This is a genomic window from Cerasibacillus quisquiliarum, assembly GCF_014202495.1.
GTDB classification, from domain to species: Bacteria; Bacillota; Bacilli; order Bacillales; family Amphibacillaceae; genus Cerasibacillus; species Cerasibacillus quisquiliarum.
The window spans coordinates 21294-38969 of the sequence record NZ_JACHHA010000011.1 but is presented as its reverse complement, the minus strand read 5'-3'; the positions used below and the strand labels follow the sequence as shown (position 1 = coordinate 38969).

The 17676-nt window shown below is 35.9% G+C and carries 15 protein-coding genes and 1 pseudogene; 9 read left to right on the top strand and 7 right to left on the bottom strand.

Going from position 1 to position 17676, the window contains the following annotated elements; translation table 11 throughout:
- Nucleotides 1-123 precede the first annotated feature (123 nt).
- The gene (locus HNQ35_RS10970; protein ID WP_146938294.1) at nt 124-1416 is read right to left on the bottom strand and encodes an acetamidase/formamidase family protein; all 1293 of its coding nucleotides are present in this window, start codon (nt 1414-1416) and stop codon (nt 124-126) included.
- A 273-nt stretch (nt 1417-1689) separates the two neighbouring features.
- Here HNQ35_RS10970 and HNQ35_RS10965 point away from each other — a divergent pair, with 273 nt between their 5' ends.
- From HNQ35_RS10965 to HNQ35_RS10930, 8 genes are all read left to right on the top strand, one after another.
- Nucleotides 1690-2520 carry a TIGR03943 family putative permease subunit gene (locus HNQ35_RS10965; protein ID WP_146938295.1) on the top strand — a complete coding sequence of 277 codons (831 nt, stop codon included), beginning with the start codon at nt 1690-1692 and terminating at the stop codon, nt 2518-2520.
- A gap of 155 nt (nt 2521-2675) precedes the next feature.
- Nucleotides 2676-3650, top strand: a complete 975-nt coding sequence (locus HNQ35_RS10960) for a DUF308 domain-containing protein (protein WP_146938296.1) — start codon at nt 2676-2678, stop codon at nt 3648-3650.
- 334 nt (nt 3651-3984) lie between these two features.
- Nucleotides 3985-6129, top strand: coding sequence for an LPxTATN C-terminal sorting signal domain (locus tag HNQ35_RS10955; RefSeq protein ID WP_146938297.1), 2145 nt, complete (start codon nt 3985-3987; stop codon nt 6127-6129).
- 397 nt (nt 6130-6526) lie between these two features.
- On the top strand, nt 6527-7423 hold the full coding sequence (locus HNQ35_RS10950) for a hypothetical protein (RefSeq protein WP_146938298.1): 897 nt from the start codon (nt 6527-6529) through the stop codon (nt 7421-7423).
- A gap of 29 nt (nt 7424-7452) precedes the next feature.
- On the top strand, nt 7453-8079 hold the full coding sequence (locus HNQ35_RS10945; RefSeq protein WP_146938299.1) for a DUF4129 domain-containing protein: 627 nt from the start codon (nt 7453-7455) through the stop codon (nt 8077-8079).
- Nucleotides 8079-9206, top strand: a complete 1128-nt coding sequence (locus tag HNQ35_RS10940) for a DUF4350 domain-containing protein (protein ID WP_170226706.1) — start codon at nt 8079-8081, stop codon at nt 9204-9206. Before HNQ35_RS10945 ends, HNQ35_RS10940 begins: the two co-directional genes overlap by 1 nt.
- 56 nt (nt 9207-9262) lie before the next feature.
- Complete coding sequence (locus HNQ35_RS10935; RefSeq protein WP_371862323.1) at nt 9263-10132, top strand: AAA family ATPase; 870 nt, start codon at nt 9263-9265, stop codon at nt 10130-10132.
- Entirely contained in the window at nt 10089-11444 is a 1356-nt protein-coding gene (locus HNQ35_RS10930; RefSeq protein ID WP_146938317.1) for a DUF58 domain-containing protein, read from the top strand. Before HNQ35_RS10935 ends, HNQ35_RS10930 begins: the two co-directional genes overlap by 44 nt.
- A 158-nt stretch (nt 11445-11602) precedes the next feature.
- Here HNQ35_RS10930 and HNQ35_RS10925 read toward each other — a convergent pair whose 3' ends face one another.
- A complete protein-coding gene (locus tag HNQ35_RS10925; RefSeq protein WP_146938302.1) occupies nt 11603-12586 on the bottom strand; it encodes a stage II sporulation protein M in 984 nt (327 codons plus the stop codon).
- 200 nt (nt 12587-12786) lie between these two features.
- Between HNQ35_RS10925 and HNQ35_RS10920 the strand changes: the two genes are divergently transcribed.
- Complete coding sequence (locus tag HNQ35_RS10920; RefSeq protein WP_170226707.1) at nt 12787-13599, top strand: RDD family protein; 813 nt, start codon at nt 12787-12789, stop codon at nt 13597-13599.
- Nucleotides 13600-13865: 266 nt separating this feature from the next.
- Here the strand turns inward: HNQ35_RS10920 and HNQ35_RS10915 are convergent, their stop codons facing one another.
- From HNQ35_RS10915 to tenA, 5 genes and pseudogenes are all read right to left on the bottom strand, one after another.
- The gene (locus HNQ35_RS10915) at nt 13866-14528 is read right to left on the bottom strand and encodes a TetR/AcrR family transcriptional regulator (RefSeq protein ID WP_146938304.1); all 663 of its coding nucleotides are present in this window, start codon (nt 14526-14528) and stop codon (nt 13866-13868) included.
- Between the two features lie 12 nt (nt 14529-14540).
- A complete protein-coding gene (locus HNQ35_RS14465) occupies nt 14541-15230 on the bottom strand; it encodes an ABC transporter permease (protein ID WP_307724231.1) in 690 nt (229 codons plus the stop codon).
- A gap of 12 nt (nt 15231-15242) precedes the next feature.
- Nucleotides 15243-15650 (bottom strand): ABC transporter permease family protein, encoded by a 408-nt coding sequence (locus tag HNQ35_RS14460; RefSeq protein WP_307724232.1) that lies wholly within the window; start codon nt 15648-15650, stop codon nt 15243-15245.
- Nucleotides 15647-16367 (bottom strand): annotated as a pseudogene (locus HNQ35_RS10905) (ABC transporter ATP-binding protein). Before HNQ35_RS10905 ends, HNQ35_RS14460 begins: the two are co-directional and overlap by 4 nt.
- 538 nt (nt 16368-16905) lie before the next feature.
- On the bottom strand, nt 16906-17571 hold the full coding sequence (gene tenA, locus HNQ35_RS10900) for a thiaminase II (protein WP_146938305.1): 666 nt from the start codon (nt 17569-17571) through the stop codon (nt 16906-16908).
- Nucleotides 17572-17676: the final 105 nt, after the last annotated feature.

Here is a 17676-nt window from a genome sequence, read left to right as displayed (position 1 = left end):
ACACAAATTATAAGAAACTATCAAACAACGAGAAACACTCGATTAACAAAAAATAAAAAAGCCTCATAAGTTATTAACGCTAACTTATGAGGCGCAGCAGGATAAGAATATATCTTTATATCACTATAAATATTGATTCTCCACTATTTCTAACAGACTTCTTGTTTCAAGATATTCTTTTGGAACGAGGAATGTAACGGTCACAACTCCGGGATGACGTCCAACATCAATGGAACCTGTAACGGTTGCCCGGTTCATTACTTCTGGAACTGAGATACCAAAGAACTTCGCTGCTCTTTCCATTCCATTTGTTGTCGCATCATTAAGATCTTTTCCAGTACCAATGAAAGATACAGGAAGAGATTCTTCTAATTCAGTTACACCCCATGAGTTTCCTAACGCTTTCGCTTGAGCGATTTCATCTTCGCTAAACGGTTTAGCTAGATACGGTAGATCTTCTTCGACTGGTAAAAGAACAGGACCTTCTAATTGAACATCTTTTAGAACGTGAACTTGTAGGTTAACAATACCAGCAACATCTGTTGTGTGCCCAGCAATTTCACCGTTTCCTTGCATAGCATGCATATCTCCTAAATAGACGCCCCCACCTGGTACTTTAACAGGGCATATTAGAACAGCGCCTTCACGAACACGGTTAACATCCATATGTCCGTCTGTACGATCCTCTAATTCTTCTTCGGTCATACTGAAATCATGTGGTGCATGAAGTAGTGCTTGGCCAAAATCCCCAGCATTATGCGAGTCTGGAAATGCCTGAGCTGGTGTTGTTCCTAATTGACCTAGGAAAGGACGTAAACGTGCAACAACTCCAGGCATATCATGCTTTGCAAATGTTACAATTGGATTTTGAATAGAATGTTCAGGTGTAGCCATATAATGCTTGCCATTTTTGGCAATTTTTTCAGCGGATTCTTTAGGTAGTGTCACTCCAACTGATTTATTCTCATTAAATGCCATAGTATATCCATGGGTAAAAATAAACGGAGTTATGTCTGTATCACATGTCTTACAATGGACTGCTTTTTCTCCGATTCCTTTAATAACTGTTTCAGGATTTACGGTTACACATGTTGGGCACTTCGCATCAATAAATGGATCGCCTGTAAAACGTCCTTCTACTGGTTCGTCATTACCTGAAGATGTGGCTATAGAAGTGACTTGAATTGATTTTATAGAAATGGCAATGGCATCACCAACTTCTGCACCTTCAACATAGACAGGCTTTGTAACTTCATGTCCTCCTTTTAAGGCTGGCGTAATCATGGGACCCCAACAACCAGGCGCTGTGTTCGCAACAATATATCCGCCGTCCTTTACGACATATTCCATCTCTTTGTTCGGATCAAGAACACCATCCGTGAACTCATTGACATAAACCGTCTGTTTCCCCTTCATGTAAACCACTCCTTAAATATTTTTAACTCCTTATATCCATTCTAAGTTAATTTGAAATCGCTTTCTATAATAGCTGAGGTTATTATGAGGTCATGATATCTACTAAATAATTGTTGACAAAAGCATACATATCAATCAGTCTAGCCTATTTTTTATAAAACCTACAAATTAGTGACATTCTATGTTTTCAAAATAGAATGCTTATATATACATTTATTTGTATAACCTATGTGATAAGCTCAATATGAAATCATTCAGGAGGAGAGGTTTTTAATGAAAAAATCGCTATTATTTATCGTTATTGGTTTGTTTTTATTTATGGTTGCCTGTGGAGAAGAAGAAACGAGTGACACAATTAGTAAAAAGAACAAAACAACAGAGGCAAAGGGTGTCGTATCTGAAGAAGATATTGACAAAATGTACAGCAATCCGAAACAATTCAAAGACTATGAAGTGGAATTAACAGGAATCGTTTTTAATGAACCAGAAGCAGATGAAGACGGTGTGTATTTCCAAATGTTTGCTGATCCGATAAACAGTGGAAAAAACACACTTGTCGGATTGCTAGATACGGATCTAAAAGTAAAAACAGATGATTATGTCAAAGTAACAGGTATTGTGAAAGATGAGTTTGAAGGTGAAAACGCTTTTGGTGGTGTCGTTAAAGCACCTGTCATTGAAGCGACGAAATTCGAGGTCGTTGATTATGTGACAGCAGTGGCACCGGCCAATCGCACAATAGAAATTAAGGAAGAAATCAACCAACATGGCTATCATATGGAACTACAAAAAGTAGAATTAGCAGATGAAGAAACGCGCGTTTACTTGAAAATTTCCAATCAATCAGATGTGACAATTGACTTTTACAGTTTTAATGCCAAGCTTATTGCCGGAAATAAACAATTAGAAGAAAACATGCCATATTTAGAAACAGGTTTACCAGAAATTCAATCAGAAATATTACCAGGCGTTGAAACAGAGGGAGTCATTATTTTTCCGGCTATTGATCAGAAGGAAAAAAAACTCACATTTCATGCAGAAGGCTCATCTGAAAATTACGATCTTGATTATAAACCTTTCATATTTGAGATAAATATCGATTAAGGATAAATGTTGTTAAAATAATATTTATCATATGGATGTTCTAGTTTATAGATGTTCCTCTTTATAATATAAAAAGAACGATTTCAAAACAACCAGTAGACGAGCTGGTTGTTTTATTTGTTATTTTAGATGATGTTAGTAAAGGGGATATTTTTATGTCTGAGCAGCATATTAGAGATGAACAAGAGATGGACAATCCTTTTAAATTGGAAGGATTATTATATTACGGAAGTGGCAGTCTCGTAGCTATCATTGGAATTATTCAACTTTTTACATTGAGAAATAGCATGTCAGAAGATCAGGGCAATGGCTGGTTGACTTTGATTATTAGTATATTTCTTATCACTGTTGGTATTTTATTCGTTGTCAAAGGTTTTCAGAAAAGAGCACGTTTTTATCATGAAGAAATGTCCCCGTTATCGTTAGTGACGACTCAATTGGAATCCAATAAAATCTTTTATCGTACGGAACAAATAGAACAAATAATAGCCGAGCGCACAAATCCTACATATCAAGAGGGACAAACCTTACACGTTGTGTTTTACCCTGCTCTACTCACACTATTTGCATTTGTCCTACTTGTTATGACACATGCATATTGGGGAGAAGTTTATTTTATAAGTTACTTAATTTATTTCCATGGCGAAGGAGAATATGAAGAGAGTGATATGACTGATGATGGAATAGCTCAATCTAATCAGGAGGTTAAAACATTCTTTCGACCATCCCTAAGCTTTGGAAAAATGATTACACATACACATGCGACAATTGGTGACAAGCCATTATCTAATACACGATATATTGCAAGTATTGAAAAAGCGGATGATTTGCTGAGTGAATGGATTCAAGAAATGAGTCGGACTTTAGATGAGAAGCGGGTTATACAAGGATATAAAGACATGACTGACTCAACAGAGAAGAGAAATAAAAAAGTTGCTAAGGAAGGAAGCACTTCAATTCAACAAGAAAACGAAAATCAAACGCTAGAACAAGAAGAGAATGATGTTGTTAATGATGCAGATGACATAAAGAATATCCTTTCTAATCACGACATAAAACACTTAGAGAATAATAAAAAAGAAATAAGTAAACAAGAAAAATTAGAAGATGATTCCACCCCTATGACTTAAGTTAATAGGGGTTTTTTGTTTAAATAGTAATAAATCATGAAAAAATATTTTAAAGTCATAATTAAATTATGAAAAATCACGCTAGTATTTTACTAGGACAAAAGCATTATTTTTCTTTTTTTATTTTATCTTTTAAATGTATTTTTAAAAAATGTCGTGCTTTAGACCTTATTCTATTTGCTAAAAATACCTACCACTGTATACCACTTCGTAAAGTAATAAAAATATAGTCTAATAGACTCTTGCCAATAAAAAATCTATTGAATATAGTAGGCATTGATTGACTATTCATGGTATTTAGTAAAAAAAACAAAAAAATAAGGAGTGTGATAACTTGTTTAGAAAATTTTCAATGATTGCTTTTGCACTTATGCTAGCCTTCTACCCGACTTTTGCATTAGCAGCAGAAACTGGAAAAGATGAAGCTAAAGATGGCAACAAAGAGGAAGTGCTAGTAGATAGCAAAGTCACATCTGAATCAGTAGATGAAAATGAGCAAGCAGAAGAGTTAAAGGAAGAAGAGGATACATCGATTGAACAGAATGAATCTCAAGACGAAGAAGTTAAGACAGATGAAAGCGAAACAAATAAAAACGCTAACAATAAAATAGAATCAAAAGATAAAGCCGTGAATAGTTCAAAAGAAAAAAACACATCATCAAAGCAGATTGAAAAAGAAGAAGAGAAAGCATCTGATGAAGAAGCGCACACACAAGAAAAAGCTGATGAACAATTACAAGAGGAAGAAGTGACCGCAAATGAAGAGGAGGGAGACCTTGATTTAGCAAATATTCGTGGTGCGGCGACAGGTGACATCGTATATGATATTAACAAGGGTTATTATGTCCTTGACTTATATGCGAGTCTATCTAATTGGGGTAATAATCCACCATTAAAACAAAAATGGATTGCCTTCTCATTACCAAATGGCGTATATGTACCAGTTGTTACTGACGTTCCAAGTGGAATTGTACCTGTAGAACTTTATGATGGAAGCTCAGGTATTGCAGTGAAAATTCCAGATGTGGATGTGTTTCCAGATTCAAAATTTATTAAACTTAAGATACCACTAGTAGGTGAACCAGAAGATAATAACCCAAACCGTAACCTCTATATTTTTAATGTAGATGTTAATGAGAACACATATGAAGAAATTGGACAAATTCGCGGCCAAAGAGAAATCGACTTTTCTCATATGACAGCAAATCCTGTTATTGACCTTGAAGGTGAAGTAACAGGCTCAACAACATTTGATGAAGAAAATCGTCATTATGTGCTTGATGTTCATGTTGATGTAACAAATAACACCGAACAAGATATAACAAATTTATATACGTCATTCCCATTACCTGAAGGTGTAGCCATGCTTGACGGTGCGCCTGAAGGAGTAACTTTACTACAGCATGAAGATGGTTCTTTAGCGGTTGCTGTCAAGTTGCCTGAAGTAAAAGCAGGGGAAGAAGGAACTGCTCAATACAAAATACCTTTAATCGGTAAGACCTCTACTGATAAGGTGGCATCTGATGTCATTCAGACATACGCTATAATTGATGGTGTTTTTCTACCAGGTGGACATTTTGCAGGTCATCTTTCAGTAGACTTCTCGAATATGGATCAAGCTTGGACATTTGATGCAGAAAGTCAAATTGTAAAAGATTTTCCTGGCTTAGAGGACAATCTATTTGCTTTACAATTTGCATTTACATCACAAAATTTAACGATTGAAGATGTTGATCAAGTAAAAGTTGAGTTTAAAGTACCAGAAACGATTAAAGTGCATGCACCAGATGAGTATGAAACAGGTAGTATTCCAGATTCATTGAAAGACTTTTTAGAAGAAAACGCTTCAAGTGATAATTTAGATATCGAGTGGGATGGAAACACAGCATTTATTAACCTTGATACGGTTCAAGGTACACAGTGGAACCAAGGTTTCTTCACAGCTATAGGAGAAAGTAGTGAACCACTCGAGAACTTAGAAGGTTTAGAAGTCGTTGTCACACTTTATCAAAATGGAACAGATGTAGTTGAACAACTAAATATTCCATTTGTCATCGTTAATTATGAAGGCGAAGAGCCAGGCGAAGGCGAAGAACCGGGTGAAGGCGAAGAACCGGGTGAAGGCGAAGAGCCAGGTGAAGGCGAAGAGCCAGGCGAAGGCGAAGAACCAGGTGAAGGCGAAGAACCGGGTGAAGGCGAAGACCCAGGTGAAGGTGAAGATCCAGGCACAGGCGAAGACCCAAGTGATGGAAAAGACCCAGGCAAAGGTGACGATAAAGGCACCCCTGGTGATAATAAAGATTCTGGAAAAGGTGAACCTGGTGACAAATCAGGTGATAAACAAGAAACAAAAACAGACGGTAATGGTTCACAACTACCTAAAACAGCAACAAATATGTTCAATCTAATCATGATTGGTAGCGCATTAATGGTTGCTGGTGTTGGAATCATGCTGTTCAAAAGAAGAAAAATCGCTTAAACACGAATAAAGCAATGAAAGCTATTCATAAGTTCTAAACGACTTATGAATAGTTTTTTTTCACTTCCATATATAAAAAATAATTATCTTATTATTACATTATCTATTGAAAATTATCTCAATTATTATACTATGGATATATAGCATGAACTGGAAATCCACTTATTTAGTTTATATATTGATCCGACTACATCATGATTAAGCATGATGAGCACGCAAATGTCATGACGAATTCAACCACTTTATAATGAAGCTGTTTTACAGTGTAAACTTAGGCCACAAAAGTGATCGAAACATCATTTCATCGTATTGAAGCATAACTTAAGACAATTCATAAACCACAACAAAACTCATTTATTCCACATGAAGCATGACTAAGAAGAAAGGAGAAGAATAAATGGATGCACGTTTTAAAAGTCCTAAAACATTTGGTCAAATTTTAGACCATACATTTAGCATTAGTAAAGCTCATTTTAAAAATTTGTTTTTAGTGTTGCTCATATTCGTTGGTCCAATCATACTGCTAACAGGCTTTATGATGCTTCTTCAAGGAGACCCTCTATTTCAAAGGAACCTAGAAAAGGAAGAATGGTTTATGGAGTTTTTTTATGATTTAGATCAAGGATTGGTCTTGTTACTTCCTGATGCATATTGGATCATATCAATTGTATTGAATATTTTCTTAACACCGATGGCAATTGCTTCGATCTTACTCGTTGTGAATCATATAAGAAAAGGCGAATCATATGAAATAGGAGATGTGATTAAGCAAGCCTTTAATAGGTATGGTCCAATGCTTGGCAGTAGTATTTTATTCGGACTATTAATAGCAGCTATTTATTTCGTCTTTGCTTTCGTATATTTCGGTTTAATTTTCACTTTGTTTTCAAATGACAATGTAGGTGGTGGCATATTTATTTTATTGCTTTTACCTGCCTTTCTAGTGGGAATTTTACTGTTTATCACACGCTTTAGTTTTTATCTCGGTTCTGTCGTATTTAAAGAAGGGACGCCAGGCTTTTCAAGAAGTTGGAAGTTAACAAGAAAAAGGACTTGGGCGACTTTGGGTTTGTATTTTGTTTTAGTTATTATTATTGTCTTAATTAATGCTGGCTTACAAATAACAGTAGGTCTAATTCTAGGAAATGGTGTGGTAGGTTATGTTGTTATAAATCTACTTCTCCTAATAGGTACGATTATACTTACAGTGGGTTATGCTGTGATGTATTTTGATCTTAAACTACGGAATGATCCAGGTGATTTACAAGATATGATCGATTCATATGAATCATAAATTAACGCTGATGAAAGTGGGAGAGCACGATGTATGACGTTGATTATGCAAAAGAACAGTTACAACATATATTAAACGGCCTTGAATACCGATCATATTATAATCAACGAGAAGGGTTTGTTTCTAAATGGTGGAATAAATTAGTTGAATGGTTAGCTGATAAATTAATCGCTATTTTTAAAACGACGGAGACATCTCAAAATATTTCTGAAATCATTCTCGTTATCATAATCACATTGATTGTTTTGTTTATGATATTTGGACTGTTTATATTCCTCCGTCATATTCAACGCCGACGAAGATACCGTAGTCAACAACCACTTTCCACATGGGATAAAATCGATTGGACATATGAGAATCATTTAGCTGAAGCTAAAAAACTTGAATTAGAAAATAATCTTCAACATGCAACACGTCATCGTTTTCTTGCATTATTACTATTTTTTGATGAGCGTGGCTATTTAGAGAAAAAAATTTGGAAAACGAATGTTGATTATTATTTAGAACTGAAGCAGGGTTCGAAAGAAAGAGCCAACACGTTTTTACAATTAGCGCGCACATTTGATGATGTCGTTTATGGAGAACACAATATTAATAAAAAAGATTATGAAGTGTTTCGACAACAAACAATACCGTGGCTGAAGGAGTCGAGATGATGCACGGAATGAGAAAGCAAAATCGTAAGTGGTGGCTTAGTTTTATCGGTATAATAGCACTCTTTTTAGTTGTTAGTTATATCATCCAATCGAATCGTCCAATTGACTATCCAGAATTTGTTTCCGAGTCTCCAGCGCCATCAGGTGTAAAAGCATTTTATACATATATGAAAAAGGAGAACCAATCGGTCAAGCGGTGGAAGAAATCACCTACAAAATTAAGTGACAAATCAAATGAATTGTTAATAATGATTGAACCATTTATCACTTTAACTCTAGATGATCGTAAAGCATATCGCGAATTTATTGAACGGGGAAATACGGTTTTATTAATCGCTGAAAATCCAGATGAAGTATTTGATTTAGATATCCAACATAAGATTGTATTATCCAATCAAACAGTTCATACGTCACAAGGAGAGATGTTTCATGCCAAGATGAAACACGGTAAACGCCTCGTCGAAACAAAGGATACTCATGTTTTATTATTTGATGATGATGGTGTCATTGCCCAGAAACAATCGATAGGGAAAGGAGAACTGATCGTCTCAGTTTACCCAGAATGGCTGCGGAATGATACGGTGTTACAAAATGATCATCTACCGTTACTTGTCTACATACTAAATGAGACGAGTAACGACACCATCATATTTGATGAATACATTCATCAAAAACAAGGTGGTTTACCGTTTCATGCGTATTTCTCACTAGGGTTTTTATTAATTTTATTACAGGGTGGGTTGCTAACATTACTTTGGCTCTGGTATCGTGGCAAACGTTTTGGACCAATTGATTCGGTTAGATCAGATAACGTACGGTTTACGGACGAAAGTATACGTGCTTTAGCAAGTTGGCATTTACTTGGACAGCATTATCACCATTCACTCGTGATTCAAGCTGATTATGTTAAACATTTATTACAAGAAAAGTGGTTTATTCCATATCGAAAGGCATGGCATGATGTATCCGACATGCTTAAAAACAGATGGAAAAATCCAGATACTGATGTAGATGAGTTCGTTAAAGGCTTAATGAATACTTTACAAAAAGAAAAGATAAATAAAGAAGAATATGTCCTATGGTCAAAACAGTTAGACCAATTACGGAAAGAGGTGGAGAAATCGTGAACAATCAAATCGAACAGCTATTGAAGCAATATGAACAACATATTATCGGTCAATCGATGAATTTGCGATTATTATTATGTGCGCTTTTTTCAGGTGGACATGTGTTGCTAGAAGGGGTACCAGGTACAGGAAAGACAAAAACGGTCCGCACATTGGCACAGCTATTAGGTGGGAACTTTAACCGAATTCAGTTTACACCTGATTTATTACCGAGTGATATTACAGGAAGTATGATTTATAATTTGCATGAAAATGTTTTTGAAACGATAAAGGGGCCGATTTTTACAAACATTTTACTAGCTGATGAAATAAACCGTACTCCGGCAAAAACGCAAGCAGCACTTTTAGAAGCAATGGAAGAAAAACAAGTTACCATCCAGGGGGAAACATACCAATTGCCAGATGTTTTCTTCGTTGTTGCAACGCAAAACCCGATTGAATTTGAGGGAACATATCCATTACCAGAGGCACAACAAGACCGATTTTTATTTAAACTTATCATAGATTTTCCGCCGTTTGATGATGAAAAAAATGTCCTAAAACAAAATTTATTAAAGACAAATATGAAGGAAAATACGGAACCACTTGTTAATCTTGAACAGTTCATTCAAATGCAGCAAGCGATTCATGAAGTTACGATTAGTGATCAAGTACTTGATTATATGATGCGCATTGTTTATGAAACGAGGCAGTCGGAGAGGATTCGTTATGGAGCAAGTACTCGGGCAGCTATTGCAATTGGAAAAGCAGCTCGAGCTTGGGCTTTTATGGAACAACGTGATTACGTCACACCAGATGATGTAAAAATCGTTGCAAAACCAGCTTTAAGACATCGAATTCATTTAGCCCCACATATTGAATTGGAGGGAGCGAGTGTCGATTATGTCATCGAAGAATTGGTGGGATCGATTCCTGTTCCGCGATAAAGGGATCGTTCCAGGAAAACGTCTTTTAATAAGTTTCGGCATTGTATCACTTATTTTGATTATTCTAGGGAGTTTAACAGATTTATCTTGGGGCTTTATTTTATTTATTAATCTATTCTTTTTAGGTTTAAGCTTGCTTGATTTCTTTTATTTACCGCGTCAACGTGATATTAAGGTATCGCGAGTGTTTCCTGATACAATGGAACGTCGTCAAGATTATTTAATTGATATTAAGATTCATAATCAATCGCTATATGATGCTTATGTGACACTGATTGACGGTCTTGAACAATCATTTACGCGACCATTTCCATTAGAAGTAACGGCTCGTTCAAAGGAAATAACGAGCATTCGTTATAAAACACGTGCTCAGATTAGAGGGCGGTATAAGATAAATGCATGTTTTATCCGATACAAGAGCCAGATCGGTCTTTGGCAAAAACAAATGCGTGTTGATTTTGATGAGTATGTTAAAGTTATTCCCGATTTAACGGAGACGAAGCAATATTTAAATGATGCACAGCGCTATTTACTTTATAAAGGATTAAAGATTCGCAAGTTCCATAGTGGTGCAGGTGAATTTGCACAGATTCGTAATTATGTCGTCGGCGATGATCCACGGATGATTAACTGGCGCCAAACAGCGAAACTCCGTGAAGTGATGACGAACGAGTATGAACCTGAACATGGTAAACATGTGACTTTATTAATCGATTGTGGACGAATGATGGGGGCTGAATGGCGTGATACCAATCGCTTAGAAAGATCAATCGAAGCTATTCTCACAGTAGCAGCCGCAGCGCTTGAAAACGGTGATTATGTATCAGTCATCGCGTTTTCTAAAGATGTTCAAGTTTATGTTCCAGCACGAAAGGGCGTCGATCATTTACAGACTATTTTAGATGAAATTTATCATTTAGAAGTAGAACCAGTTGAATCTAATTATGCATATGCTTTTTCATATTTAGAAACAAAGCAAAATAAACGCAGTTTGTATATGTTATTTAGTGATGTGCGTACCTTTTTGATTGAGGAAAGTACCTTAATGTATTTAGAGCGTATCCGAAGACGCCATCTTTTTTTAATCATCGGTATAGAAGATCATCATTTATTAGAGACAATTAAGCGACCGATTCACCATGTTGAAAATGCGATGTTGAAAAGTACAGCTCAGCAACAAATATTATTAAAACAGAAGGAAAAGCGAAAATGGGAAAACCGCGGCTTATTAATGGTTGAAACGAAAGCGGAAAAATTAGCCGCCACAGCCGTTTCTTATTATATTGATTTACTTAACCGTCATGTTGTGTGAGTTTCGTGTTTCTATGTGCAATGATAGCAGAAGCAGGCATTAACTTGAGAAAGGCGGCCGCCAACAATTTAAAGTTGCACGCCTTAAGACTATCACAGACTAAATTCGCACAATTCTAATATCATAATATCAGCATCTTATTTTAGTAAGTTCCTATGTTAAGCCTTTACTGTCATTGAACGGCGATACAAATAATCAGAGCGCATTTTTCCAAGCCAAAAATAAAGGATGAGTCCGATGACTGTAGCTAAAGCGATTAAATATTTTGTTTCATATGATAAAGCTGCTGGTGTCACATAGCCTTCAATAAAGGCAGCAATAATAAATAATGGAACTGAACCGATAAGTAATTGTAGTGAACGTTTAGCTTGCGTCTTTAAATGATATAGGCGTGAATAACGTCCGGGTACAAATAATTTATAGCCCATTAACAAGCCAGCACCACCAGCAATAAAAATTGCGGTTAACTCTATCATCCCATGTGGAACAATATAAGCTAAAGCTGGATAAAGTTGACCAGATAGATAGAACTGTCCAAGAAGTGTTCCGATAATCACACCATTATAAATAAGGACGAATGTCGTTAATATTCCAAAAGTGACCCCACCTGCAAAAGCGAGAACAGCGACTTGAATATTATTAACCATAATAGAGGTAGAAAGAAGGGATTGACCAGAACGAATGCCTTTATCAAGCTCTGAGAAGTGATCTGGTTCCACATGTTGAACATATTCAGGTAAAAAACTAGCAAACGCATTTGGATTAGCGAGAACAGTTACGAAACTGCCAATCGTTCCAAGCATAAATAATAAAAAGGCAATAATAACAGGTGTACGCTGTTCCCATAGAAGTCGAACAAATGTAGCTGTAAAAAAATGCCTAAATGGCGCTTGATGTAATGATGCATTTTTATAAAAAAGATTATGAGATTGAGCGACTAGTCCATTTAAATAGGATGTCACTTCTTCAGCTGGAAAGTAAGTTTGTGCATAAGATAAATGTTGTGCCGTCTTTTGATGAAGACGATAAAATTGATTGATATGCTCTAAAGATATCTGTTTATTTTTACGCATGATACCGATTAATTGCTCAAGCTCGTCCCAATCATGTCGATAACGATCGACAAATTGTTTAACATTCAAAATATCCCTACTTTCATACAGTTATTTATCTTTAGCGGTGTGACTCCTTACAAACGAATTTTTGGATATTGCTAAGTGTTACCTAGTTTTATAAAACAAGTGTGGCTATGGCATAGCTGGGATTAAAATGCAATATATCTTTTTTTATTATCATACGATATTTATAGAATATAAACAAATTTATAACGAGGAGGTTTATCGTGAACAGAGAAAAAATTGAAGTAAAAACACCAGAATATGTCTCACTTCACTTTCAATTAGCTGGACTCGGGAGCCGTGCAACAGCATTTATCATCGACTATGCAATTCTAATAATCTCATTAATCATCATTTCATTATTTGGTATTTACTTAACAGCGAATGTTGAGGAAATATTCGATATAGGTGATGCTGTCTTTTCAGTTATTATTTTCGTTATTTTTATATTTCTCTTGGTTTCTGGTTACTTTATTTTATTTGAAGCTCTTGGAAACGGCCAAACAATAGGAAAACGTCTCATGCATATCCGAGTTATAAATGATAATGGAAGCCAAATCACATTTATCGGTAGCTTACTCCGAAATTTATTCCGCATCATTGACATGCTACCTGGATTTTATTTAGTTGGACTCTTAATGATTTTTATACATCCAAGACATAAACGTGTTGGGGATCTTGTCGCTGGTACAATTGTTGTTTATGAACGAAAGCATCAGTTTGATGGCAAACAAAGGAAGAAACTTACCCCACTAGAAAAAGAAATTGCTAAAAGGGATATTAAGATAGAAAACTATAAACTCGGCGAATGGGAATTAAAATCATTTCAGAAAAAAGATTGGGAACTGATACGTGCATATAGTGAACGTTTCGTTACATTAACTGAAAGGGAAAGACAATCATTTACAGAACAACTTGTGCGTATGATGTTTCCAAAAACAGGATGGGATACCGCCTATAAAACGACTTATGATTTAGAAAATGACCTTCTTGCTTTATATTTAATATTGAAAGATGAATGGGATTATAAATTGTAATTTTAAATTTATGATGCATATTTTTTAATAATCAGCTTTCATTTGACAGAAAATCTATATAACAAAAAAGGTGAACGCTTAATATCAAATGATTATAAGACTTTGTTAGAACAAGAACTAGAAGAAAAGCCGAAAATAAAAAAGAAGGAGAACCTACCCCAGCTTTCGTCGGTGCATCCTAGGCAGCGCTATTTGTAGGTGTTGGTGCATATTTTATTGGACTTTTTAGATTTGAACTACGTTAAGGACAGTGTTATTATTTTTTATCATGATTCGACTTTTGAATCACTGTTTCCAATTCCATTCATAATCAGCTGAATCAGTTGTTCGGTATCCCGCACATCATCCCATTCAAGATGAGGAAATAGAACATAACGAGTAAATAAGTGACCGAGAATATTTGTGATGGCAAACTTAGCAATCGCAGTAGGTGGCAACTTCTTTAACATGCCTTTTTGTTGATAATCATTAATAACCTCTACAACCCGATGGTACATGTTGTCAGAAATGAGTTGTAAAAAATGTTCACGTAACTCCGGATGAAATGGCAATTCCTGCAAGATAATTTTTAACAGTGGTAGAAATTGAACGATGATATCACGGCGATTTTCGATGATGGCAGACAACAAATCTTCAGGCCTTTGGTAATCTTTTTTTAGTAAATTGGTTAAATCATTAACAATATATGAGTCAGCAATTTTTTCCATAAAAGGTCCGACAATGGCAAGCAATAATTCTTTCTTCGTACGATAATGTCGAAAAATCGTTCCTTCCGCCACTTGTGCTAGTTTAGCAATTTCACTTGTTGAAGTAGCAGCATATCCTTTTTCGGAAAATAATTGTACAGCTGCTTTTAAAATTTGCCTTTGTTTCTCAGTGAGATTATTCGATTCAAAAAGTGTTTGCACAATTAATTCAAAACGCTCCATTGTTACCTCCAACTAAATACGTCGATATTTTTTTAATGCTAAGATATTTAAGAGCATAAAGGCAATTCCAAACCCAAGTAAAATGAACAGTTCTGTTTGGATATATTCAAAGCCCAATCCTTTATACATCACGTCGACAATGGCATTTCCAGCATAGTACATCGGCATACATTTTGCAATGAACTGGAGCCAATTTGCCATTGTATCAACAGGTATGATTCCAGCAAAGAAAATTTGCGGGATAATGATGAGCGGAATAAATTGCATCATTTGAAATTCAGAATTAGCAAAAGCTGAAAGTAATGTACCAAGTGTTAATGCGACAAAAGCAATGACAAGGTTTATCAGTATCACATGCCAAATAGAACCTATTAAAATAATATCTAGCACACGAATAGCATAAAAAACGACGATTAAAGTTTGAATGACAGCAAATAAACCGTAACCGAGTATATAACCAAATACAATATCACGTCGCTTAATTGGTGTTGCAACTAATCGCTCTAATGTGCCAGATGTTCTTTCCCGCAAAATAGCGATACCAGAAATAATAAATACGAAGAAAAAGACGAAAAAGCTTACAAAAATAGGTGCCAATTGATCAAAAAAGGTTGTCTCTTCATCTCCATATACATAAACTTTTTCAACTTCCGGGATGTCTTCTGGAGCTAATGTTGGTAGTTGTGCAAGTTGTGGAGCCATTTGTTTTCTCCTCTATAAAGGAAGAGAGCTCACTCGTTTGTTTTTCTTTTGTATGCTGGCAATCGATTGCTTCACTTTCATTTCAATCGCTTTTGTTGTTCCCGTTTGTTCATTTTTAAAAATGATAACATAATTATCATTTTCCATGGTGACCATCGCATCCAGTTCATCATCCTCAGTCGTTGACTTTAGCTTCATATTTTCATCGTATTGAACGACATCAACATCCTGTTCTTTTAAATATTCGATAAATGATTCATTCGTATGACTTACGCCAACACGTGGTGTCACGTCTTCAGTTGAAAATAAATAATGAAGAATCGTGATAATTAACAGCGGCGCAATTATCATTAAAGCAAGTGCGCGTTTATCCCGAAGCATTTGGATTACAATTCTTTTTGCTAAAGCGAATACGCTCATTGACTTTCCCTCCCCGCAAATAAAAAGACATCCTCTAAATTCGTTGTGTCATATTGGGATTTTAATGATTCTGGTGATCCAGATGTGATGATTTTTCCATTACGTATCATCGACAGACGATCGCATTTTTCTGCTTCATCCATGACATGTGTTGTTAGTAAAATAGTTTTGCCACTATGTTTTAAGCGCATTAATTCTTCCCAAATCGTTTGTCTTAATTCTGGATCAATTCCAACTGTCGGTTCATCTAAAATTATAACCTGAGGATCTTGAATGAGTGCAATCGCAAGGGATAATCTGCGTTTCATCCCACCAGAGTAGGTGGATACCTTTTTCTGTAAGTCTGTCGTTAGGTTGACAAGGTCACTGACATATGTAATGCGTTCTTTCTGTTGTGCTTTGTTCAGTGAAAAAAGTGAAGAAAACATTGTAAGTTTTCCCTCCCAGTTAAATCTGTATAGAGGGCATCGGCCTGAGCCATATAGCCAATATTCTCCAATACAGTTAAGTCAGGTACTTTTTTATCAAGCAAACGAACACTTCCAGCAGAAGGCCGATCCATACCAACAATCTTTTTCACTAAGGTTGTTTTTCCAGAACCCGAGGGACCAATCAACCCGTAAATTTCACCATCTGCAACTTCAAAATCGATATCCTGTAACACATCTTTTTGCCAAAACGCTTACTAATATTCTTAACGTCTATTGAGATGCCCATTTCATGACCTCCTCACATATAATGAGTGATTACTCACTTCGATAATAAAAGATGTCCTGGAATTGTCAATGAATATTTTATTATTTTGGCTTCATGAAGCGGAACACAGGTTACAAGTAGACTAGAAAGATGAATAAAATGCTGATTAGTGCGCTTCACTCGTTACAAACTCATAAGAAAACCGAAATCTGTGTGGAGTAGAGCTTTCCACTCCTTACAGTTTCATGAGAAAATAGAAATCTGTGTGGAGTAGCGCCTTCTACTCGTTACAGTTTCATAAGAAAATAGAAATCTGTGTGGAGTAGAGCCTTCTACTCGTTACAGTTTCATAAGAAAACCGAAATCTGTGTGGAGTAGAGCCTTCCACCCGATACGAACTCTAGAAAATAGTCTCACACGCAAAGAGCAGAGCGCTGCAACCAATGCGGACTCACGAAAAAGTTCTCACCCGCGATGAGTAGGGCACTCTACCCGATGCAAAGCCAAAAAAAATTCACCCTCACAATAGAGGGTGAATTTCATTGAAGAAAGTCAACTCTTACTCAGACAGCCATTTTTCAAACGTATATGACATTTCCCAAAAGGCGAGTTCATATTCTTTAGCGATAATGAATTGGTCTTTTATTTTCTCTTTTTCCTTTTCACTTGCTTCCAATGCTAATTCATCGAGTAGGTCGATTTGCTCTTGTGTGGATTCTTGGAACCAGTCACTGGCATATGTTGCCAACCAATTTTGATAGATTTCTTCATTTGGTCTAGCATCTTTGTTGATGCGACCGATATCCGCATAGAGCCAATAGCAAGGTAACATGGCAGCGACAATTTCTGCTAAACTACCCGATAAGGCTGCTCGATACATATGAGATGTGTAAGCATATGCCGCTGGAGCAGGCTTGAAGTTTTTCAAATCCTCTTCAGTAATATTTAATATTTGCGCATGTTGCTTATGAACCGTTAATTCTGTCTCAGCTGTTAATTTTGCCTTTTCTGCAAGCATCGCTGATACAGCGAAATCATCCGCATGAGCAGCGGCAAAGGCATGAATTTTACCATAATGTTTTAAATAATAAATATCTTGTAATATATAGTAACGAAATGTTTCTAGCGGTAAATCGCCTTTCACAATCCCCTGAACAAATGGATGATTTAAACTTAACTCCCAACTGTGCTTTGTCTCTTCTTTTAATTGCTGTGAAAATGACATAAAAATATCCTCCTCTTTATATCGTTTCCGATTCTTGAGGAGGAAAGTGATATCGCATCTCAAATTGACTAGAATACCCCTACAAGAGAGCAATCCTAGAAAATT

Coding starts and splice junctions, on each gene's coding strand:
- HNQ35_RS10945 (WP_146938299.1), top strand. CDS start 7,453: ATGTATGACGTTGATTATGCAAAAGAACAGTTACAACATATATTAAAC.
- HNQ35_RS10960 (WP_146938296.1), top strand. CDS start 2,676: ATGTCTGAGCAGCATATTAGAGATGAACAAGAGATGGACAATCCTTTT.
- HNQ35_RS10930 (WP_146938317.1), top strand. CDS start 10,089: ATGTCATCGAAGAATTGGTGGGATCGATTCCTGTTCCGCGATAAAGGG.
- HNQ35_RS14460 (WP_307724232.1), bottom strand. CDS start 15,650: ATGAGCGTATTCGCTTTAGCAAAAAGAATTGTAATCCAAATGCTTCGG.
- HNQ35_RS10940 (WP_170226706.1), top strand. CDS start 8,079: ATGCACGGAATGAGAAAGCAAAATCGTAAGTGGTGGCTTAGTTTTATC.
- HNQ35_RS14465 (WP_307724231.1), bottom strand. CDS start 15,230: ATGGCTCCACAACTTGCACAACTACCAACATTAGCTCCAGAAGACATC.
- HNQ35_RS10950 (WP_146938298.1), top strand. CDS start 6,527: ATGGATGCACGTTTTAAAAGTCCTAAAACATTTGGTCAAATTTTAGAC.
- HNQ35_RS10915 (WP_146938304.1), bottom strand. CDS start 14,528: ATGGAGCGTTTTGAATTAATTGTGCAAACACTTTTTGAATCGAATAAT.
- tenA (WP_146938305.1), bottom strand. CDS start 17,571: ATGTCATTTTCACAGCAATTAAAAGAAGAGACAAAGCACAGTTGGGAG.
- HNQ35_RS10965 (WP_146938295.1), top strand. CDS start 1,690: ATGAAAAAATCGCTATTATTTATCGTTATTGGTTTGTTTTTATTTATG.
- HNQ35_RS10935 (WP_371862323.1), top strand. CDS start 9,263: ATGAATTTGCGATTATTATTATGTGCGCTTTTTTCAGGTGGACATGTG.
- HNQ35_RS10970 (WP_146938294.1), bottom strand. CDS start 1,416: ATGAAGGGGAAACAGACGGTTTATGTCAATGAGTTCACGGATGGTGTT.